Below are 20827 nucleotides of genomic sequence, written 5' to 3'. Positions count from 1 at the left end.
CCACCTCGTCGCCGGCTGTGCCGCCGGCATCGTCACGGCATAAAATGCGTATGCCCTTTCGTCAATAAGTCATACTTCTGCTCTGCGCGCTGCCGTGCTCTTACGCGACGCTTCCGCTTGATCGTCTGCATTTCACGATTTATTGTATGACATAAATCGCGAGAGGGTGAGCTATGAGCGACGTGGATGCGGCATCGATGATCGACCGTCGCCGGCTGGTACAATCGCTGCTCGCGGCGCCGTTCCTCGGCGTGCCCGCGTCCACCGCCGCCGCGTCGGGCGAGCGGGGCCTCGTCGGCGTGTGGCGCCGCGCGCTGGACCCGGACGACCGCGGCGTCGCGCAGCGCTGGCAGGGACGCCGGCTGGCGGAGACGTTGCCGCTACCGGGTAGCCTCGAGCAGCATCAGGTCGGTCGCGCCGTGTCGGTGGATACGCCCTGGACCGGTGACATCAACGATCGATCCTTTTTCACCGCGGCTGATTACGCGCGCTATCGCGCGCCGGGTAACGTCCAGGTGCCGTTCTTCCTCCAGCCCGACAGCTGGTACCGCGGCCCCGCCTGGTATCAGCGCGACATCGAGGTGCCGGCCGAGTGGCGCGGCCGCCGCGTCGAGCTGTTCCTCGAGCGGCCGCATTGGGAGACGCGTGTCTGGGTCGACGATCGCGCGGCCGGGCACAGCGACGCGCTGCACGTCCCCCACGTCCACGACCTCGGCGTGCTGGCGCCGGGCACGCACCGGCTGACGATCCGCGTCGACAATCGAATGATCGTCGAGATCGGCCACAACGGCCACGGCGTCACCGATCACACCCAGGGCAATTGGAACGGCATCGCCGGGCGGATCGAGCTGCGCGCGCGCGATCGGGTGGCGATCGAGCGCGTCGAGCTCTCGCCGTCGCTCGCCGCGGGCGAGCTGCGCGTGCGGGCGCTGCTGCGGCGCGAGGCGGGGGCGCCGGCGGTGGCCGCGGTCGAGGTGCGGCTCCAGGGCGCGACGCATCGCGCGCCGGTCACGTGGCGCAGCGGCGAGGGCGAGGCGCGGCTCGCCATCGCCGTCGCCGCGGCGGACCGCGCGCCCTGGGACGAGTTCGACCCGGTGCTCCACGAGGTGACCGTCCACGTCGACGGCGGCGAGCAGTGGCAGGGGCGGTTCGGCTGGCGCGAGCTGGTCGGCACGCCCGACGGTTTCGCCATCAACGGCCGCCCGATGATGTTCCGCGGCGCACTGGAATGCAGCATCTTCCCGCTGACCGGCCATCCCGCGACCGATCCCGAGAGCTGGCGGCGGATCATGCGCCGGATCAAGGAATACGGTCTCAACCACCTGCGCTGCCACAGCTATTGCCCGCCAGAGGCGGCCTTCGACGCGGCCGACGAGGCGGGCGTGTACCTGCAGATCGAGACGGTCTGGGCCAATCAGTCGACCCATATCGGCAGCGGCCTTCCGGTCGATCGCTGGGTCTATGCCGAGACCGACCGCATCCTCGCCGCGCACGGCAACCATCCGTCCTTCGTGCTGATGACCCACGGCAACGAACCCGGCGGAGGCAAGGCCGCCGACGGCGAGAAGCGCCGCGACGCCTTCCTCGCCGATTACGTCCGCCACTATCGCGCGCTGGACGACCGGCGGCTGTGGACCTCGGGCTCGGGCTGGCCCGAGATCGGCGAGAACCAATATCACGTCACCCCGACGCCGCGGGTCCAGGCCTGGGGCGAGGAGCTGCGCTCGCGGATCAACCGCGCGCCGCCGGAGACGGTGACCGACTATCGCGACTTCGTCGCGCGCCACCGCGTGCCCGTGATCAGCCACGAGATCGGCCAATGGTGCGTCTATCCGAACCTCGACGAGCGGCGCAAATATACCGGCTATCTCAAGGCGCGTAACTTCGACATCTTCGCCGACCGGCTGCGCGACAATGGCCTGGAGGAGCTCGCGCCCGCGTTCGTCAGCGCGTCCGGCCGGCTCCAGCTGCTCTGTTACAAGGAGGATATCGAGAGCGCGTTGCGCACGCATCGCTTCGGCGGCTTCCAGCTGCTCGGGTTGCAGGACTTCCCCGGCCAGGGCAGCGCGCTGGTCGGGGTGCTGGACCCGTTCTGGGACGACAAGGGCTATGTCACGGGCCAGGAATATCGGCGCTTCTGCGCGCCGATCGTGCCGCTGGCGCGGCTGCCGCGGCGCGTGCTGCGATCGGGCGAGCCGCTCGCCTTCACCGTCGACATCGCGCATTTCGGCGCCGCCCCGATCGCCGCGGCGAGGGTGGGGTGGCGCGTCGTCGCCGCCGACGGCGCCGAACTGGCGAGCGGGGCCTTTCCCGAACGCGCGCTCCCGCTCGGCAACGCGCCGCTCGACCTCAGCGCCGCGCCGCGGCTGCGGACCGAGCGCGCGACCGCTGCCAAGCTGGTCGTCACTGTCACCGCAGCGGGGCAGACGATCGCGGAGAACGACTGGGACATATGGGTCTATCTGGCCGCCCTGGCGCCGACACCGCGCGTGCGGCGCGCCGACCGGATCGACGCCGCACTGCTGCGCCACCTGGAGGAGGGCGGTACCGCGCTGATCGGCCTGCCGCCCGAGCGCGTCGCGAACCACGCGGATCGCCCGGTCAAGCTGGGTTTCTCGAGCATCTTCTGGAACACGTTGTGGACCGAGCGCCAGGCGCCGACGACGCTCGGCGTGCTCTGCGACCCGGCGCATCCCGCGCTCGCCGACTTTCCGACGACGCCGCACAGCGACTGGCACTGGTGGTACCTGATCCATCGTGCCGGCGCGCTCCGGCTCGACGGCCTGCCGCGCGGACTGACCCCGATCGTGCGCGTGATCGACGATTGGTTCACCGCGCGCCCGCTCGGGCTGATCGTGGAGGTCGCGCTGGGCAAGGGGCGCGCGATCGTCTGCGGCTTCGCGCTCGATGGCGCCGGGACGGACGATCCCGTCAGCCGGCAGCTCGTCGCCAGCCTGGAGACATATATGGCCTCGTTCGCCTTCCGTCCCGCCACGCGGGTGACCGCCGCGCAGCTCGCCTCGGTGACAGCGTGACCGCGCGGCTACGGCGCCTCGCGCTGGCGACCGCGACGACGGTCGCGCTCGCCGCCCCCGCTGCCGCGGTGGTGCAGACCGCTGCTGCCGACGCGCCGCGCTGCGCCGCGCCGGTCACGATCGCGCTCGCCGCCGACTGGGCGCACCCGCGCACGCGCTTCCGCGGCTGGGGCACCTCGCTCGCCTGGTTCGCGAGCACGACCGGGGGCTGGGTCGACCCGGTGCGCGAGCGGCTCGCCGACCTGCTCTACGGCCCGGACGGGCTGGGTTGGACGATCGCGCGCTACAATATCGGCGGCGGCCGCCGCCCCGGCACCCCGCCGCTGACGCGCCCCAATGCCAACATCCCCGGCATGTGGAAGATGCCCGCCGGCGCCACCGGGCGCGACTGGTGGCGCGGCGACGACCCGCGGCAATGGGATTGGTCGGCCGACCCGGGCCAGCAATGGTGGCTCGACGCGGTGCGCCGTCGCGTGCCGGCGGACGTGCGGGTGATCGAGGCGGCGGCTTATTCGCCGCCCTGGTTCATGACCGTCAGCGGCGACGTCGCGGGCGCCGGCGCCCGATACCAGCCCAACCTGCGCCCCGGCTTCGAGCCGCAGTTCGCCGATTATCTCGTCCGCGCGATGCAGGGGCTGGAGCGGCGCCACGCGATTCGCTTCCACAGCATCGCCCCGCTCAACGAGCCCAACACGCCGTACTGGGTCGCGGGCAACCGGCAGGAGGGCAATTACGTCGACCCCGCTGGGCAGGCGCGGCTGCTGCTGGCGACCGCGCGCTCGCTCGCCGCGCATCGCTCCACCGCGATGCTCTCGGCGATGGACGAGACCAACCACGACACGTTCGTGAAGGACTGGACCGGCTACCCCGCGGCGGCGCGCGCAGTGGTGCGCCAACTCAACGTCCACAGCTACAGCACGACCGGCGCGACCGGCCCGCGCGACATCGCCGCGGTGGCGGGGTTGCCGTTGTGGATGTCGGAAGTGGATCTCTCCGCGCCCAACAGCGTGCAGGATTTCGAGGACCGCTCGTCCGCGCTCGCGCTCGGCGAGCAGATCGTGCTCGACCTGAAGCGGCTCGAGCCCGCCGCCTGGGTGATCTGGCAGGCGGTCGAACCCAGCGCGGCGCCGGGCGAGGCCGGGTCGAACTGGGGGCTGCTGCGCGCCGACATGTCGGTGCCGCGGCCGCGCGACATGACCGTCCACCTCACCGCCAAATATTGGGCCATGGCGGGGTTCAGCCGCCATGTCAGGCCGGGTGACCGGCTGGTGCGCAACGACGATCCCGACACGGTGACCGCGCTCTCCGCCGACGCGCGGCGCGCGGTGGTGGTGCACGTCAACCATGGACCCTATGCGCGCCGGATCGACGTCGCTACGTCGGGCCTGCCGGGCCGCTGGGCGGTCGGCGAGCGCTACGCCGACGCGCGGCGCGGCGCGGCGGACGGATGCGCCGGCACGTCCGCGCTCGCGCGCGAGCGTGCGATCACGACCCTGGTGCTGCGGCGGCGCGACTGATCGTCCACCGGGTAATCGCGACGCGCCCCCTCACGCGCGTCCGACGCGATCCGGCGCTCAGCGCCAGTCGCGCTCGATCTGCTCCAGCGTCTTGCCCTTGGTCTCGGGCAGCGTGCGCAGGATGAAGGCGAAGCCCAGCGCGCAGATCACGCCGTAGATCCAGAAGGTCACGCCCGTGCCCGCGGCGGCGTTGATCAGCGGGAAGGTGTAGGTGAGCAGGAAACACGCCGCCCATAGCGCCGTGGTGGCCACCGCCATGCTCGCACCACGCGCCTCGCCCGGGAAGATCTCCGCCAGCGCCACCCAGGTCACCGGCGCGAGCGTCATGGCATAGACCGCGATCGCCGCGACCACCAGCAGCAGCAAGGGCCAGCCCTGTACCCCCGCGACATAGCTCGCCCCCAGCGCGGCGTAGATCAGCGCCAGTCCGACGCAGCCGAGCAGCAGCAGCCGGCGCCGTCCCCAGCGTTCCACCGTGGCGAGCGCGACGAAGGTGAAGACGCAATTGACCGCGCCGGTAATGACGATGTTGAACAACGTGTCCGACACGGCATAGCCCGCGCCCGCGAAGATCTCCTGCGCGTAGTTGAAGATGATGTTGATGCCGCACCATTGCTGCAGCACCGCCAGGACCACGCCGATCACCAGCACGCGGCGGAAGCGCGGCTCGCGCCACACCGCACCCAGCGTGCGACCGGGGGCCGTCGCCAGCGCGCGGCGTATCTCGGCGACCGCCGCTTCGGCGGGGTTGCCCTCGCCGAGCCGGCGCAGCACCGCCTCGGCGCCCGCCCAGTCGCCGCGCCGCGCGAGATGGCGCGGGCTCTCGGGGATCAGCAGGCAGCCGATCAGGAAGGCGACCGCCGGCACCGCGGCGGCGGCGAACATCCAGCGCCAGCCGTGCGTCCCGTTCCACGAGGCGGCGATGGCGGCGGCCGAGGCGCCCGCGGGGACGGGCTGCGCGATCAGCCAGTTGACGATCTGCGCGCCGAGCACGCCGAGCACGATCGCGACCTGGTTGAGGCACACCAGCCGGCCGCGGCTGCGCGGCGGCGCCACCTCGGCGATGTAGAGCGGCGACAGCCCCGAGGCGATGCCGATGGCCACTCCGCCGGCGATCCGCCACGCGACGAAGGCGCCGATCCCGCCCGCCGCGGCGGTGCCGAGCGACGACACCGCGAAGATCACCGCGGCCAGCGCCAGCCCGGGGCGGCGCCCCCAGCGATCCGCGAGCGCGCCCGAGAGGCTGGCGCCGACCAGGCAGCCGATCAGCGCGCAGCTCACCGCCCAGGCCTGCTGCGCCGGCGAGGTCAGCGCGAAGCTGGCCTCGTAGAAGGGCTTGGCGCCGCCGATCACGACCCAGTCATAGCCGAACAACAGGCCGCCCAGCGCCGACACCGCGGCGGCGAGCCAGACCGCGCCGCTGGCGCCGCGATCGCGCTCGGCGTCGTCGGCGGGCGGGGCGATGTCCGCGAGGTGCATCTACAATCTCCCCATGCGGCCGCCGTCGGCCACCACGTCCTCGCCGGTGATGAAGCGCGCGGCGTCCGAGGCGAGGAACGTCGTCACCGCGGCGACGTCCTCGGGCCGGCCGAGATCTTCCGGAGCGATCGTCTCGACGCCCGAGCGCAGGTTGGGGCTGGCGTGGAGCATTGGCGTGTCGATCGCGCCCGGCAGGACCGCATTGACCCGGATCCCCAGTGGCCGACCCTCGATCGCGGCGGAGCGGGTGAGGCTGACGAGCGCGGCCTTGGCAGCGGCATAAGGTGCGACCAGCGCCGAGGTGCGCCGCGCGTGGACCGAGGCGACGTTGACGACGCACCCGCCCGGTCGCATCCGGCGCAGCGCGTGGCCGGTGAACAGCGCCGCGCCGACCAGGTTCACGTCGAGCAGCCGACGCCAGTCCGCCGCGTCGAGCTCGGCGATCGGCTTGTAGATCATCATGCCCGCGACGTTGACGATTACGTCGAGCCGCCCGAACGCACCGACGGTGGCGTCCACCGCTGCCGTCACCTGCGCCGCGTTGGCGACGTCCGTCACGCACGCCGCGACGGCGATCGCGCCGGCGGCGGCCAGCGCGTCGGTGTCGGCGGTGTCGGCGGCGCGCGAGTCGACCAGCATCACCGCGGCGCCCTCGCGCGCGAAGGCGGCGGCGACCGCGCGGCCGATCCCACCCAGCCCGCCAGTTACGATCACGGCCCGCGCGCTCACCATTCGCGCAGCTCCCCGTCCGGGCCGCGCCAGGCCGGGTTGCGCCATCGGTGCGGGTCGCGCGCCATCGCGCGCACCGCATGTTCGTCGACCTCGATGCCGAGCCCCGCGCCCTCCGGCACCGCGACGCCGCCGGCGGCGATCCGGAACAGCTCGGGATTGCGGATCAGCGTCGTCAGGTCCTCCGAGGGGCCGTTGTAATGGATGCCGAGCGACATTTCCTGGATTACGAAATTGGGCGTCGCCGCGGCGAGGTGGAGACAGGCGGCGAGCGCGATCGGTCCCACCGGGCAGTGCGGCGCCAGCGCGACGTCATAGGCTTCCGCCATCGCCGCGATGCGGCGGCACTCGGAGATGCCGCCCGCGTGCGCCAGGTCGGGCTGCGCGATGTCGATCGCGCCGCGCTCGAAGAAGGGACGGAAATCCCAGCGGCTGTAGAGTCGTTCGCCGAGCGCGAGCGGCACGCTGGTGAAGCCCGCGAGCTGGGCCACCACCTCGGGATTGTCGCCGAGCACGATCTCCTCGGCGAACAGCGGGCCGAGCGGCTCGATCGCGCGCAGCACGGTGCGCGCGAGTGGGCGGTGCACGCGCCCGTGGAAATCGACGCCCACGTCGATACCGGTCTCGCGCACTTCGGAGAGGCGCCGCGCGATCGAGTCGATCCCGCCGATGCCGTCGAGCCAGCCGAGCGCCTCGGTGCCGTTCATCTTCACCGCGGTGAAACCCTGCGCGCGCCGCTGCCGCGCCGCCTCGGCCACGTCGGCGGGGCGGTCGCCGCCGATCCAGGCGTAGACCGGGATCCGGTCGCGCACGCGCCCGCCCAGCAGCTGATAGAGCGGCACGCCCAGCTTGCGCGCCTTGATGTCCCACAGCGCCTGGTCGATCCCCGCGATGGCCGAGAGCAGCACCGGCCCGCCGCGATAGAAACCGAGCCGGTGGAGCAGCTGCCATGCGTCCTCGATCCGCGCGGGATCGTGCCCGATCAGCCGGTCGCGCGCGGCATCGAGCGCGCCTGCGACCGCCTCGGCATGGCCTTCCAGCGTCGCCTCGCCCCAGCCGACCGCGCCCTGTACCGTCTCGACGCGGACGAACAGCCAACGCGGCCGCACCGGGAACCACTCGATCCGTCCGATTCGGTCGCCCGCCTCGCCGCCGTCGCTCGCTGGAGTACCGCTGGTCACGCCTTCGCCCCCTCCGTCGCCATTCCGGCGCATCGTCCCCACGGAGCATAGAGCCAAGCCGCGGCAAATCAAGAAAAGTATGACTTATGCGGTGATCAAGCGTGTGGCCGTCGCGGCACCATCGGTTATGATGCGACGATGGAACAACTGGAACGCGAACGTGCGGCGAGCGGCGGTGACGGTCTCAACGTCACCCGGCGGATCGCCAATGACCTGGGCCGCGCGATCGTGACGCAGCGCTTCACCGCCGACACGGGCTTCCCGTTCGAGTCGCAGTTATGCGAGCAATATGGCGCCAGCCGGTCGGTGGTGCGCGAGGCGGTGAAGATGCTGACCGCCAAGGGCTTGCTCCGCGCTCGCCAGCGCGCCGGCACGGTGGTGCAGCCCGAAGGCAGCTGGAACCTGCTCGATCCCGACGTGCTGCGCTGGTTGATGGAGCGCGACTTCTCGATCGACCTGCTGATCGATTTCACCGAAATGCGCATGGCCATCGAGCCGCGCGCGGCGGGGCTCGCCGCCAACGGCGCCTCCGGTCCGCAGCGGGCCGCGATCGTGAAGGCGATCGACCGGATGTTCGCCGCCGAGCAGGGCGAGGACGATCCGCTCGAGGCCGATATCGCCTTTCACCGTGCCGTGATCGAGGCGAGCAACAACCGCTTCATGCGTCAGTTCACCGACCTCTCCGAGGCGACGCTGCGGTTTAGCATCCGCCGCACCAACGCGTACGCCGGGGTCAGCCGGGCGAGCGCGATCGACCATCGCCGCGTCGCCAACGCGATCGTCGAGGGGAATGCGCGGGGTGCCTCCTCGCTGATGCGCGAGCTGATCGACGGCGCGCTGCGGCTGTTGCTGGAGGCCGGAGGGCATCCGGCACACGACTCCTTCTAGGGCGGCCTCCCTCCCGCCATGATGCCACCGTGCTATTGCCCACGCTGGAGCATGATCGGGTCGCAGATGGGTCAGACCTCAGCCGCGCCGCCACCCGCCGGGGGTGAAAGCGCGGCGCAGCGCGGCGTCGCGTGAGGCGACGAAGCGTCGTGTCACCGGCGCGTCGGGCACCGCGCCGTCGAAGCCGTGGTAGGCGCCGTCGAGCACCATCAGATCGGTCGATACGCCCGCATCGATGAGCCGGTGTGCATAGTCGATGTCTTCGTCGACGAAGAGGTCGATCGAGCCGACCGCGATGAACGTCGGCGGCAGGCCAGCGAGATCGGGCACGCGCGCTGGCACGGCGCCGCTCGGCACGACAGAGGACCCTGCCGCCACGCCGAGCAGCGCGCCCCAGCCGAAGCGGTTCTGCGCCGAGGTCCAACCGATCTCGCCGATACCCGTTCGCGGCATGCGACGGCTGCCCGTGCGATCATCGAGCATGGGATAGACCAGAATTTGCGCCACGAGCGAGACCTCGCCGCGGTCGCGCGCCGCCAGCGCCAGCATCGCCGCGTGGCCGCCGCCGGCGCTCTCACCCATCACAGCGATCCGCGAGCGATCGACCCCGAGCGAATCCGCTTCGCGGTGGAGCCAGCGCAGCGCCGCCTCATTGTCGTCGCGTGCGCCCGGGAAGCGGGTCTCGGGCGCCAAGCGATAGTCGACGGTGACGATGACGCAGTCGTGCGCGCGTGCGATCGTCTGCAGCTGCGGGAAGGTGTCGTCGGCGCGCATCAGCACATAGCCGCCGCCGTGAATGTGGAGGATGGCGGGTCGGCGCGTGCCGGGCTCGCCCTGGTTGATGACATAGAGGCTGACCGGCGGCGCGCCGGGAACACCGGCGATGCGGCGGGCGGCGATCGGCGGTGCGGGAAGCGGTCGCGGCGTGATGATGGAGTTGCGCGCGGCCGCGAGGGTCGCACGCGACAGAGGCGTGCCACCGAGATCGACACGGCCGCGCAGCGGCGCACGAAGGTCCGGGTCTACCGCGGCGATCAAACGGTCGAGTTCGGAAGGTCGGACCCTCGTCGGGATCAGCATGGTCGCCGCCCCGGCGACGAGCGAGCGGCGGGTCAGCGTTCTGTCGAGCATCTCTATACCGCTCTCGCCCTTAAAATCATACATTAAGTTACTTAGGGCTGAATGCGATGACAAGCGCCTCCCCACAGGCAGTGCGGATCAGCCGGTCCGCACCCGGATACATGTTCGCGCGGCTATGCGCTGCTCGCCGTCCCAGTGCTCTGCTGTGCGTTCGCGGGCAGCAAATTAGTGCCCTGATCGCGACCTTGCTGTGCAATTAAAAGCTACGATGATAGCAATCCCGTAGCATTACTCAAGGTAAAGGCCAGCGCCAATGAGGTGCCGGTCTATGGCTTTGCGAGTAGATGAAAAGGGTCTCGACATTGCAGCTCTTTGTAGGTCTTTCTTGGTGATGATTCCGCGAAGATTGTTTGCCCCGTTCGTCGTTATCGATGTGCGATCGGCGATCAAACGCCGCGCCGCCGAGCTCATTGTCGACACGGCTCGGGTCAGCAATGCGCGTTGATCGTCGCTGTGATCAAGCGGATGTTGGCAGCCGGCGGACACCACATTTCACTCCACCGTGATCGAATCGAGCGCCAACCGTTCATGCAGTAAGGTAGCGAGGCACCGAAGCTTTGCTCCTATCGAGTTGTGAGCAGAGCATTGCCTGAGCAGGGGTTGCACGGGGAAGCGCAATCGATCACAGCAAGGTTGCAGGCAAACCATCGACGACGTCTTCGAGGCATTTCGCTTTAGGCTGAGCTTAATCTTGGGTGCACTCGCTCTGCAGCTCGCGTTGCAGGCCATCAACGATGACTAATCACCTGGTCGGTGTGCCACTCAGCAAGCGGGCAACTAAGTCGTTGATGGCCGCCGCCGTCCTGGGCGCTGGCCGATCGCAACCGTCAAGTCGCGTGCCGTTTCAATCAAGGTTTTAACTCGTGCCTCGGCCAACGCGCCGTCGCGCGCAGCGATCGCTTCGTAAACGCGTAGATGGTCAACGGTTGAATTGTTGATGATTCCTGGCTCGCTCAGCTTGTACATCGTCGTTAGTCGCACCGCTGTCGTGATTGCGATCGACAGCGTGGTTAAAAACGCGTTGTCGGCAAGGCGGATTATCGCTTCATGGAACTGCTTGTCGGCGTTCTGCCATGCCTCGCTCGACGGCTCGTGCGAAACTAGCCCGTCCATCGCGGCGCGCAGCTCGCGGAAGCTCGGCTCAGTCCAGTTCGCCGCCGCCAGCCGTGCCGCGGTCGGCTCGACCATCAAGCGAAGCGCGAACAGATCGGCGATGAAGCGCGGGGCGGGCTCCCTCGCGAACATCCATTTAAGGACGTCGACGTCGAGGAGGTTCCAGTCGGCAGGCTCGGTCACCCGCGTGCCGACCTTCGGTCGACTTCGAACCAGGCCCTTTGCTGCGAGCGTGCGAATGGCTTCGCGGTAGGCGCTGCGCGACACCTGCATCTGTCCGCTTGCCTCATCTTCGTTGGGCAGCGTGTCGCCGGGAACATAGTCGCCCCCCAGAATCGCGATGCCCAACCGCTCGGCAACGGCGTTGTGCGGGCGGGTTATCCGCGCCGCATCGGAATCGGCGTTGATCGGCTCGATTGCCAGGATCGGCTTGGACGTCCGACGGGTCTTGGAAGGCATAGTGGACATTGGTTTACGCCGTTGTTGCCAATCGTTTGTAGCCGCCCGCGTATTTACACACCATAGCCTCGCGCAGCCTCACTCCTCGATCGACAGGCTGATCTTTCAAAACCTTAAAACTCAGGGTATTGACGACCTATAGGAGAGGCCGTGATGATAAGTAACGACGACGGTATGCGGTTGAGCCGGCGAGGCATGATGAAGGGTGGCGCATGTGGCGCAGCTTCTCTGCCGCTGATGGCGCAAGTGACGACCGACGGTCAGTGGGCTGAGCTCGACCCCCTTCGCAGCTTTTCGCACGACGCTTTCACTGTGGATCCCGCAAGCGAGACCGCGTCGCGGATGCGCGTCAACCTTGCCTATCTGCTCTCGATTGATCTCGACCGACTGCTCTACAGCGTCCGCAGCTATGCCGGGTTGTCGACCCGATCGGCGAAGCCATATGGCGGGTGGGAGGCGCCGACATGGGGGTCGCGCGGCCACTTCATCGGCCACTACCTGTCCGCGGTCAGCAAGGCCGCAAAGTCGATGGCGGCGCTCGATCCCGAGGCGGCGCGGGGTCTGGCAGCGCGCCGTGACCGATTGGTGGCCGATCTGCATCAATGCCAGCAGGCGATTGGCCGTTTGCAGGGTGAGGACGCGCCGGGCCGCTTCGGCTATCTCAACACCCAGTCCACCGCTCAGTTTGATCGCCTAGAGGCTCTGAAGCCGTGCGACGTGCCCTATTACCAGATCCACAAGTTTATGGCCGGTCTACTCGACGCCTATCTGATCGGCGGCAATCGTCAGGCGCTGTCGGTCGCCACCGGCATGGCCAACTATTTCGCCTGGCGGATGTCGCGGCTCGACGCGGCGCGCATCGCCGCGATGACTGAAACGCGCCGTTATCAGGGGCAGACGCCGAGATTCTTCATGGAATTTGGCGCGATGCAGGACGTCTGCCTGCTGCTCTGGCGCCAGACCGGCAACCCGGCGCATCGCCGCCTAGCCGCGTGTTTCGACCGGCCTTGGTTCCTGTCGATGCTGGCTGAGGACCGTGACGAGCTCGGCCGCAATGCCCAGCACGCCAATACTGAGATCGCCAACGTCATGGGGCTGGCGCGGCATCACGAGACGACGGGCGCCCCGGCCTATCGCGATGCGACGCTCAATTTTCTTCGCTGGATGCGCGAGGGGCATGAGTTCGCCAACGGATCGGTGAGCGGGACGAGCGACTATCCCGCGCCACTCGATTACGGCGCCGAGCTGTTCGGCACTCCCGGCCTGACGTTCCGGCAGGCGAGCGTGGCCCCGTCCGCACGGGGCGTCGGCAGCGTCTCGAGCGCCGGGCACCGGGAATGCGGGGAGAGCTGCTGCAGCCACAACCTCAACCGCGTAACCGCCTATGCGCTGCGTGTGACCGGCGACGCACGCTGGGGTGACGCTTATGAGCGGCGCTACGTGAATGCGGTACTTGCACAGCAGCATCCGGCAAGCGGGATGCTGGTCTACAACCTCAATCTCGCGCCCGGTTCGGTGAAGAAGTTCGGCACCGCGGAGGACAGTTTCTGGTGCTGCTACGGCTCGGGGGTCGAGGCCTATGCCGAGCTGCCCGAGAATGCCTTCCTTCATCGCGGCGCCGAGGCATTGTATGTCGTGAACTACGTACCCGGCACGCTCGACTGGCGCGCCGCGGGGGTCCGCGTAACGCAGGAGACGCGGTTTCCCGCGGACGGGCGGATCGGGCTGCGCATGGCGATGCCGGCCCCCCGCCGCTTCGCGCTTCACGTGCGGATCCCGGCTTGGGCGAGCGGCGCGGCGGTCCGCGTGAATGATCGTGCCGTGTCGAAGGTCGTTACGCCCGGTGCCTTCCTGCCGATCACCCGCGTATGGCGCGACGGCGACCGAGTCGAGATCGATCTGCCCTTCGCCTTGCGGGCCGAGCCGATGACCGACCGCGCCGACATGGTCTCGCTCCACCACGGTCCCAATTTCCTGGTGGGCTGCGCAGACGGAGAGGTCACGTTCACGGGCGCTTCCGACGCGCTGCTGCGCGCCCTGCGCCCGGCGGCGGAGCCCGGATCTTTCGATCTTACCGGCGCGTCGCCGGTCCGGTTCCGACCGCTGCACCGCGTCGTCGATCATCGATATGCAGGCTATACGCGCTTGATCGGGGAGCCCGAACAACGGCTCCTCGACGAGCTGACGATCGGCGATGCGCACTCGCAGGCGCTTCACCGGCTCACCACCAACCGGGTTCGTTTCGGGCAGGCGCATGGCGAAGCCTGGATCGAGGGCGACGAGGCGATCGACATGACGCTTGCCGTTGATCCGGTGCGGAAAACCTTTCTGACGTGCCGCTATTGGGGTGGCGATGCGGGCGACGCGACCTTCGCGCGGCTGTTCGACATCGTGCTTCCCGACGCTGGCGCGGTGGTGGTGGCGACCCAGTCGCTGGCGCGCGAGGCGCCGGGTAAGTGGCACGATGTCACCTATCCCCTGCCGCCAGAGCTCACGAAGAACCGCAAGCGCGTGACGATCCGGTTCCTCGCCAAGGGGTTCGAGCGGGTGCCGGGCCGTGCCGGCCGGCTCTTCTCCCACGTTCGCACATTTCGACTTGCCTGATTGACAAGCGCAATACTCTGAGGATAAGCAGACTTTCAATACTCTGAGGATTGCCCCACTAGAGGGACGGCCGGACGAGGGGAGAGGTCATGCGCACATCCTGGTTGCTGTCGGTTTCCGCGCTGTCGGTCGTCGTTGCGCCGGTCGCGCGTGCACAGTCCGGCACGGTCGATCTGGTGCCGCCGACGAGCCAGGATGCGCCCTCGGCCGAAGCGGCCGAAGCCGCCCCCGCCCAGGACATCGTCATCGTCGGCCAGCGCGCCAGCCTGGTCCAGGCGGCCGATATCAAGCAGCGCGCCGATCAAGTCGTCGACAGCATCGTTGCCGACGATATCGGCAAGTTTCCCGATACCAGCGTCGCCTCCGCGCTTCAGCGCATCCCCGGCGTGCAGGTGGCGGTCAACAGCCGCAACGAGGTCGGCGGGCCGATCATCCGCGGTCTGGACGACATCCTGACGACGCTTAATGGGCGCGAGGTGTTCACCGGTGCCGGCCGCGGGTTCGCTTTCGAAGACCTGCCCGCCGAGGCGCTGGCGCAGGCCGACGTTTACAAGTCGAGTTCGGCCGACCTAATCGAGGGCGGCGTGGCCGGTGTCGTCAATCTGAACCTTCAGAAACCGCTGCGGCTCAAGGCTGGAACGACGCTCGCGGCGAACGTCCGGGCCATCTACGGTGAACGGGTCGGTCGCACCAGCATCACCGCGAATGTCCTTGCGGCCCATCATTGGGACGGTGCGGGCGGCGAGTTCGGCGTGCTCGTGAACGCGTCGGTCCGGCAGTATCAATACAGCCGCCAGACGCCGTTCAACGACAATCTGCTCGCGCGCAATATTCCGGGCGTCGGCGGCGTCATCCTGCCCGCTGCGCAGACGGGTTTGAACGCCAACGGCCACTATACGCGGCCACAGGGCAATTTTGCTCTCCAGTGGAAGCCATCCGTCGAACTCGAATTCTACATCGACGGGCTGTACGCCGGCGACCGTACGACCCGCGCCGACAACTATATCCTGTACGACAACGTCTCCGCACAATCGATGACGAACGTCGACCTGTCCGACGATTGCAGCGATTATCAGGTGGGTGGAAACGGCTTCTACAGCCCCACTGGCAGCGTCGGGCGCTATTGCGTGGCGCGCGGCTTCACCGCCAACAACCTCAACGCGCTGACCGCGACCGAGGCGCATCGGAACCGGACGGACAATTATCAGCTCGGCGGCGGCGTCAAATATGACTCGGGTCGCCTGCATTTGATGGCGGACCTGTCTTGGGTCAGATCGGTGACAAGCGACGAGGGTTTCCGGGTGCTGATTGGAAAACCGATCGCGTCGGTCACCGTGCGCACGAACGAGGGTGGACAGCCGCTGGCCGACGCCGTTGGTCTGCCGCTGGCCGATCCGAGCGATTTTCGGTTTACCTACGGTCTCGACGATTCGTTCTCGCGCGCGGCGGCCACGCTGAAGGCGGCCCGCTTCGATGCGCGTTACGATGTCGGCGGTATCGTGGATGAACTGCAGTTCGGCGGTCGGATCGCCGAGCGCAAGGCGGAAGTAAGTGGCTATTATCAGGGCGGCGGTGCACCCGGCGGCGCTTTCGCCACGCCAATCTCCAACTACGACCTCGGCAGCGGCTTTCTCGGAGCATCGTCGGTCGCCGGTTTCGACGGCGGGGCGACTTTCAGCGTCCCGCGCACGGATTACCTGCTCGAGGCCGCCAACCAGGACGTGATCCGCGCTGTCTACGGTCTGCCCGCTGGCCGCCCCGTCGATCAGGCCGAGCGCGGCTATTCGGTGAGGGAGCGAACCTACGCCGCCTATGGACAGGTGCGATACGACGTGCCGATCAGCGGCGCGTTGTCGCTCGATGGCCTAGTCGGCGTGCGGTTTACCAAGACCGATCGCGACATCGCCGGCGCCGGACGGGTATTCGACGACGCCGGCGGCTCCTCGGTTGTTGCGGTCGCACGCAGCACCAGCGATTCCGACTTCCTGCCGAACGCCAGCGCGAGGCTCAAGATCGGGAGCGACCTGCAAGCGCGCGTCACCTATGCGAAGGCGATCAGCCGGCCCGGCTTCGGATCACTGAATCCGGGCATCAACTATACGCTGTCGACCAGCGACTACATCCTGAACTCCGGCAGCGCAGGCAATCCCGACCTGCGACCGCAGAAGTCAGACAGCTATGACGCGACGCTCGAATATTATCTCGGGCGGCGAGGCTATCTGGCGCTCGGCGCCTATCGCAAGAACATAACCGATCGTGTGGTCGGGCAGGTCGCGCGCGAGACGATCGCGGGTATCGAGTACAACATCAACCGACCGCGCAACGTCGGCTCCGCCACGCTTCAGGGAATCGAAGCGTCGGGTCAGGTGTTCCTCGACTTTCTGCCGGGTGCGTTCGGTGGATTGGGCGTGTTCGCCAATTACACCTACGCTGACAGCGAGGTGACGACACCGGGCGATACGCTCGAAGGCTATGCGCTCACCGGGGTATCGAAAAACAATTATAATGTCGGCCTGCTTTACGAGAAATTCGGCCTCTCCGCCCGCGCGGTCTATAACTGGCGCTCGGCCTACAACCTCTACGAGCAGACGCAGGGCCAGGACGTTCGTCCGGTCGATACCGGCGTCTACTTCACGCGTGCCCAGCCGCAGGGGCGCCTGGACGCCAGCATCAACTACGATGTCGGCCCGAACATGACGATCACCTTCGACGGGCTCAACCTGACTGGTGCGAAGACTCGGACATTCCGCAGCTACCAGGACGAGGTGCTGGTGCCTCGCGACTATTCCTATGATGAGCGATCGTTCCTGATCGGCGTGCGGCTGCGCTACTGATGAGCGACATCGAGCCGGGACGATCGCGGGTGACGGCGACACTCGGGCGGCTGGCGCTCGCCGCGCCGGCAGAGATCGCGACGGTAACCGCGCTGTCCGGCGGCGTGTCGGCGGATGTCTTCCGCGTCGACCTGCACGGCAAACCACCGGTGTGCGTGAAGTTCGCGCTCGAACGGCTGCGCGTCGCCGCGCGGTGGACGGCGCCGCTGCATCGCGCCGCTGCCGAGTTCGAGTGGTTCCTTTTCGCACGGCCGACCGCCGGTGCGGCCGTGCCCGAACCGCTCGGTTATGACGCCGCCGGTCAGGCGGTGGTCACTCGTTTCCTGCCGCCGGCCGATTTTCCGGTGTGGAAGGGCGAATTGCTGACCGGGTTGGTCGACCCGGTATTCGCCGGTGCCGCCGGCGCACAGCTAGCCGCCATCCACGCGCGGTCGGCCTTCGCTACGGACGTCGCAGCGCGCTTTTCGAACGAGAAGGATTTCCGGCGGCTGCGGACCGATCCTTATCTGCGCGCCACGGCGCGGCGCCACCCCAACCTCCTCGCGCGCCTGTCCAGTCTCGCCGATCAGCTCGACGCAGCGCGGACCGCCCTCGTGCACGGCGACGTCAGTCCGAAGAACATCTTGCACGGCCCGGCGGGGCCGGTGTTCATCGATGCCGAATGCGCGACCTTCGGTGACCCGGCATTTGACATCGCGTTCCTCCTCAACCACCTGGCGATCAAGTCGGCGCTGCTGCGATTGCCCAGGGCCACGCTGTCCATGGCGGCCGCGGCGGCCTGGAAAGCCTATGCGGAGGGCGTCACCTGGGAAGCCGTCGCTGCGATCGAGACGCGCGTGCTCGATCTGGTGCCCGCGCTGACCCTGGCGCGCGTCGATGGGATGTCGCCACTGGGATATCTCGATGAGGTGGAGCGCGTGCGGTTGCGTCGGCTCGGTCGCCGCCTGATCGCATCGCCGCCACCCGGTGTCGAGGCGCTGCTGGGAGCCTATGCGACATGAGCGGCGCTGATATCCGATCCGTCCGGGGGCGCCGCATCTACGATTCACGCGGACATCCGACCGTCGAAGTCGAGATCGCGATTGAAAGCGGGGCGGTCGGACGAGCGGCGGCGCCTGCAGGCGCATCGTGCGGGAGCGGCGAGGCGGTTGAACTGCGCGACGGCGGCTCGCGCTTCGACGGCAAGGGCGTCGATCGAGCACTGACGGCGCTGTCGAGCCGGGTCGCGCCCGCGCTGCACGGCCTTGACGTGCGCGATCAGTCGGCGTTCGATGCCGTACTGGCCCGGGTCGACGGCACGCCGAATTTCGCCGCGATCGGCGGAAACGTCGCGGTTGCGGTGTCGCTCGCGGGCACTCACGCCGCCGCCGCGCATGCACGCGTGCCGCTCTGGGCGCATCTTGCCGCGACGTCGGGTGCGCCGCCGCTGCTGCCGCTGCCCGAGGTGCAGATCTTCGGCGGCGGCGCACATGCGGCGCGGCGGGTCGACCTTCAGGATTTCATGGTGATGGTTCCCGGTGCCGACACCTTCGCGGAGGCGATGGCCATCACGGCGGGTGTCTATCACGCGGCGGGCGCGCTGATGGAGGAACGCGGCCTGCGGGCCGGCGTCGCCGACGAGGGCGGCTGGTGGCCCGCCTTCGGCACCAACGAGCAAGCGCTCGACATGCTGATGCTCGCAATTGAGCGCGTGGGCGAAGTACCGGGCGAGCGCGTCGTCATCTCGCTCGACATCGCCGCGACCCAGTTTCGCGGGCCGCACGGCTATCGGATCGACGATCGGCACCTTGACGCCCCGGCATTTTCCGAACGCATTGCCGGGTGGCTGGAGCGATATCCGATCGTGGCGGTCGAGGACCCCCTGGCCGAGGACGAGGTCGCCGCCTTCACGGCGTTCGGCGAAGCACACGGATCGCACGTGCTCGTGGTCGGCGACGACTTCCTTGTGACGAGCGCGGAGCGCATCGCGGCTGCCGGGCGGGCGTGCAACACCGCACTCATCAAGGTCAATCAGGCAGGGACCGTTTCGCGGGCCTTCCAGGCGGTCCGCGCGGCGCGTGCCGCCGGCTGGCGGACGATCGTCTCGGCCCGCTCGGGCGAGACCGAGGACGTGTCGATCAGTCATCTGGCCGTCGGCTGGGGCGCCGATGTGCTCAAGGTCGGATCGATCGCGCGATCCGAACGCACCGCCAAGTGGAACGAGTGCCTGCGCATCGCCGACGCGCTGGGCGACGCGGCCTTCATGGGCGGTCGCCCGCTCGCCGGGACATGGTGGCACAAGAGAGGGAGTGACGCATGAAGCTGATGAGGATCGGCGCCGTCGGCAGCGAGCGGCCCGCCGTCATTTCCGACGCGGGCGATGCGCACGACGTGTCGGCGCTGATCGGTGATCTTGTTCCCGAGGCGATCAGCGACGATCTGGTCGGACGGCTCGCCGGGTATCGCGACCAGCCGGTGATCGACCTCGCCGGTGCGCGGATCGGAAGTCCGCTGGCGCGGCCGGGCACGATCTGGTGCATCGGCCTCAACTATGCCGACCACGCGCGAGAGGCGGGGGCGGCGATCCCGGACGAGCCGGTGGTGTTCAGCAAGGCGGCAAGCGCACTGGCCGGCCCGAACGATACCATCCACTGGCACGCGTCGATGACGAAGCTGGACTGGGAAGTCGAACTGGGCATCGTGATCGGCCGCCCGGCGCATCGGGTTCCCGAGGATCGCGCGCTCGGCCACGTGCTCGGCTACACGATCGTCAACGACCTGTCCGAGCGCGCGTGGCAGATGGAGCGCGGCGGCCAATGGATGAAGGGCAAGAGCCATCCGGGCTTCTGTCCCGTCGGTCCGTGGATCGTCACGCGCGACGAGGTGCCAGATCCGCAGGCATTGTCGCTCTGGCTGGACGTCGACGGCGGGCGCATGCAGGACGGCAACACGCGCGACATGATCGCCGGGGTCGCGCGCATCATCTCGTACCTCAGCGACTTCACACGGCTGATGCCCGGCGATCTGATCTGTACGGGCACACCGGCGGGGGTGGGGGCGGGCGTGAAGCCGCCGCGCTTCCTCGGCCCGGGCGCGAAGCTGCGGTTGGGGATCGACGGGCTGGGTGAGCAGCGCCAGCAGGTCGCGGGCGCGTGAACGCGATCGACCTTGCCGGGCGGGTCGCGGTGGTGACGGGCGGTGCGCGCGGGATCGGGGCGGCGGTGTGTGCGCGGTTGCGCGCGTCCGGCGCGGTGGTCGTCGCCTGGGATCTGGATACGAGCGACGACGGCCTTGCCGTGGACGTGACGTGCGAGCTGAGTGTCGCGGCGGCGGCGGCGGAGACGGGCGCGCGCTGCGGTGGGATCGACATCCTCGTCAATTGCGCCGGGATCGCCGGCCCGACCGCGAACCTGTGGGACTATTCGCTGGAGGACTGGCGCCGAGTGCAGGCGGTCAATGTCGACGGCACGTTCCTGGTGAGCCGCGCGCTGGTTCCCGGCATGATCGCCCGGAATTATGGCCGCATCGTCAACATCGCCTCGATCGCCGGCAAGGAAGGCAATCCCTGTGCCGCCGCCTATAGCGGATCGAAGGCGGCCGTGATCGCCATGACCAAGTCGCTGGGAAAGGAGCTCGCCGCCTATGACGTCGCCGTCAACTGCGTCACTCCGGCCGCGGCGCGGACCCGCATCTTCGACGCCGTGACACAGGAGTTCATCGACTACATGCTCGCAAAGATCCCGCGCGGACGTTTCCTCGAGCTCGACGAAGTGGCGGCGATGGTGGCGTGGCTCGTCTCGGCAGAGAACAGTTTTTCCACCGGCGCGGTCTTCGATCTGTCGGGCGGACGGGCGACCTACTGAACAGGA

The 20827-nt window shown here is 68.6% G+C and carries 14 protein-coding genes; 9 read left to right on the top strand and 5 right to left on the bottom strand.

The genetic code is table 11. From position 1 onward, the window contains the following. Window positions 1–173: 173 nt before the first annotated feature. Entirely contained in the window at window positions 174–3035 is a 2862-nt protein-coding gene (locus tag KZ820_RS17395) for a DUF8487 domain-containing protein (protein WP_219750040.1), read from the top strand. After that, entirely contained in the window at window positions 3032–4552 is a 1521-nt protein-coding gene (locus KZ820_RS17390; protein ID WP_219750038.1) for a glycoside hydrolase, read from the top strand. Before KZ820_RS17395 ends, KZ820_RS17390 begins: the two co-directional genes overlap by 4 nt. A gap of 57 nt (window positions 4553–4609) precedes the next feature. On the opposite strand, the gene KZ820_RS17385 is transcribed toward KZ820_RS17390, so the two are convergent. Genes KZ820_RS17385 through dgoD form a run of 3 tightly spaced genes read right to left on the bottom strand, consistent with a single transcriptional unit; the run spans window position 4610 to window position 7941 of the window. Then, a complete protein-coding gene (locus KZ820_RS17385; RefSeq protein WP_219750037.1) occupies window positions 4610–6031 on the bottom strand; it encodes a sugar porter family MFS transporter in 1422 nt (473 codons plus the stop codon). Further along, on the bottom strand, window positions 6032–6763 hold the full coding sequence (locus tag KZ820_RS17380) for an SDR family NAD(P)-dependent oxidoreductase (RefSeq protein WP_219750036.1): 732 nt from the start codon (window positions 6761–6763) through the stop codon (window positions 6032–6034). It lies immediately after the preceding gene. After that, window positions 6757–7941 (bottom strand): galactonate dehydratase, encoded by a 1185-nt coding sequence (dgoD, locus tag KZ820_RS17375; protein ID WP_308462266.1) that lies wholly within the window; start codon window positions 7939–7941, stop codon window positions 6757–6759. The genes KZ820_RS17380 and dgoD overlap by 7 nt, the downstream gene beginning before the upstream one ends. Window positions 7942–8079: 138 nt before the next feature. Here dgoD and KZ820_RS17370 point away from each other — a divergent pair, with 138 nt between their 5' ends. Next, the gene (locus KZ820_RS17370) at window positions 8080–8829 is read left to right on the top strand and encodes a FadR/GntR family transcriptional regulator (RefSeq protein ID WP_219750032.1); all 750 of its coding nucleotides are present in this window, start codon (window positions 8080–8082) and stop codon (window positions 8827–8829) included. 78 nt (window positions 8830–8907) lie between these two features. On the opposite strand, the gene KZ820_RS17365 is transcribed toward KZ820_RS17370, so the two are convergent. Next, complete coding sequence (locus tag KZ820_RS17365) at window positions 8908–9960, bottom strand: alpha/beta hydrolase (protein ID WP_258048306.1); 1053 nt, start codon at window positions 9958–9960, stop codon at window positions 8908–8910. Window positions 9961–10746: 786 nt separating this feature from the next. Next, complete coding sequence (locus KZ820_RS17360) at window positions 10747–11541, bottom strand: FadR/GntR family transcriptional regulator (protein ID WP_219750030.1); 795 nt, start codon at window positions 11539–11541, stop codon at window positions 10747–10749. 153 nt (window positions 11542–11694) lie between these two features. Between KZ820_RS17360 and KZ820_RS17355 the strand changes: the two genes are divergently transcribed. The 6 genes from KZ820_RS17355 (at window position 11695) to KZ820_RS17330 (ending at window position 20821) form a co-directional block, all read left to right on the top strand. Next, on the top strand, window positions 11695–14145 hold the full coding sequence (locus tag KZ820_RS17355; protein WP_219750028.1) for a beta-L-arabinofuranosidase domain-containing protein: 2451 nt from the start codon (window positions 11695–11697) through the stop codon (window positions 14143–14145). Window positions 14146–14234: 89 nt separating this feature from the next. Then, complete coding sequence (locus tag KZ820_RS17350) at window positions 14235–16979, top strand: TonB-dependent receptor (RefSeq protein ID WP_219750026.1); 2745 nt, start codon at window positions 14235–14237, stop codon at window positions 16977–16979. Continuing rightward, entirely contained in the window at window positions 16979–17980 is a 1002-nt protein-coding gene (locus KZ820_RS17345) for a phosphotransferase family protein (protein WP_219750024.1), read from the top strand. The genes KZ820_RS17350 and KZ820_RS17345 overlap by 1 nt, the downstream gene beginning before the upstream one ends. Next, window positions 17977–19278 carry a phosphopyruvate hydratase gene (gene eno / locus KZ820_RS17340; RefSeq protein ID WP_219750022.1) on the top strand — a complete coding sequence of 434 codons (1302 nt, stop codon included), beginning with the start codon at window positions 17977–17979 and terminating at the stop codon, window positions 19276–19278. The genes KZ820_RS17345 and eno overlap by 4 nt, the downstream gene beginning before the upstream one ends. After that, window positions 19275–20114, top strand: coding sequence for a fumarylacetoacetate hydrolase family protein (locus KZ820_RS17335; protein WP_219750020.1), 840 nt, complete (start codon window positions 19275–19277; stop codon window positions 20112–20114). The genes eno and KZ820_RS17335 overlap by 4 nt, the downstream gene beginning before the upstream one ends. Further along, window positions 20111–20821, top strand: coding sequence for an SDR family NAD(P)-dependent oxidoreductase (locus KZ820_RS17330; RefSeq protein WP_219750018.1), 711 nt, complete (start codon window positions 20111–20113; stop codon window positions 20819–20821). Before KZ820_RS17335 ends, KZ820_RS17330 begins: the two co-directional genes overlap by 4 nt. Window positions 20822–20827: the final 6 nt, after the last annotated feature.

The organism is Sphingomonas citri (genome assembly GCF_019429485.1).
Classification (GTDB): domain Bacteria; phylum Pseudomonadota; class Alphaproteobacteria; order Sphingomonadales; family Sphingomonadaceae; genus Sphingomonas; species Sphingomonas citri.
The sequence above is the reverse complement of the archived record's forward strand: the minus strand, read 5'-3'. Positions and strand labels throughout refer to the sequence as shown.

Bases quoted from the DNA above. Each gene is read 5' to 3' on its own strand.
- KZ820_RS17395 (WP_219750040.1), top strand. From the start codon at position 174: ATGAGCGACGTGGATGCGGCATCGATGATCGACCGTCGCCGGCTGGTA.
- KZ820_RS17385 (WP_219750037.1), bottom strand. From the start codon at position 6,031: ATGCACCTCGCGGACATCGCCCCGCCCGCCGACGACGCCGAGCGCGAT.
- KZ820_RS17380 (WP_219750036.1), bottom strand. From the start codon at position 6,763: ATGGTGAGCGCGCGGGCCGTGATCGTAACTGGCGGGCTGGGTGGGATC.
- KZ820_RS17370 (WP_219750032.1), top strand. From the start codon at position 8,080: ATGGAACAACTGGAACGCGAACGTGCGGCGAGCGGCGGTGACGGTCTC.
- KZ820_RS17365 (WP_258048306.1), bottom strand. From the start codon at position 9,960: ATGCTCGACAGAACGCTGACCCGCCGCTCGCTCGTCGCCGGGGCGGCG.
- KZ820_RS17360 (WP_219750030.1), bottom strand. From the start codon at position 11,541: ATGCCTTCCAAGACCCGTCGGACGTCCAAGCCGATCCTGGCAATCGAG.
- KZ820_RS17355 (WP_219750028.1), top strand. From the start codon at position 11,695: ATGATAAGTAACGACGACGGTATGCGGTTGAGCCGGCGAGGCATGATG.
- KZ820_RS17350 (WP_219750026.1), top strand. From the start codon at position 14,235: ATGCGCACATCCTGGTTGCTGTCGGTTTCCGCGCTGTCGGTCGTCGTT.
- KZ820_RS17345 (WP_219750024.1), top strand. From the start codon at position 16,979: ATGAGCGACATCGAGCCGGGACGATCGCGGGTGACGGCGACACTCGGG.
- eno (WP_219750022.1), top strand. From the start codon at position 17,977: ATGAGCGGCGCTGATATCCGATCCGTCCGGGGGCGCCGCATCTACGAT.
- KZ820_RS17335 (WP_219750020.1), top strand. From the start codon at position 19,275: ATGAAGCTGATGAGGATCGGCGCCGTCGGCAGCGAGCGGCCCGCCGTC.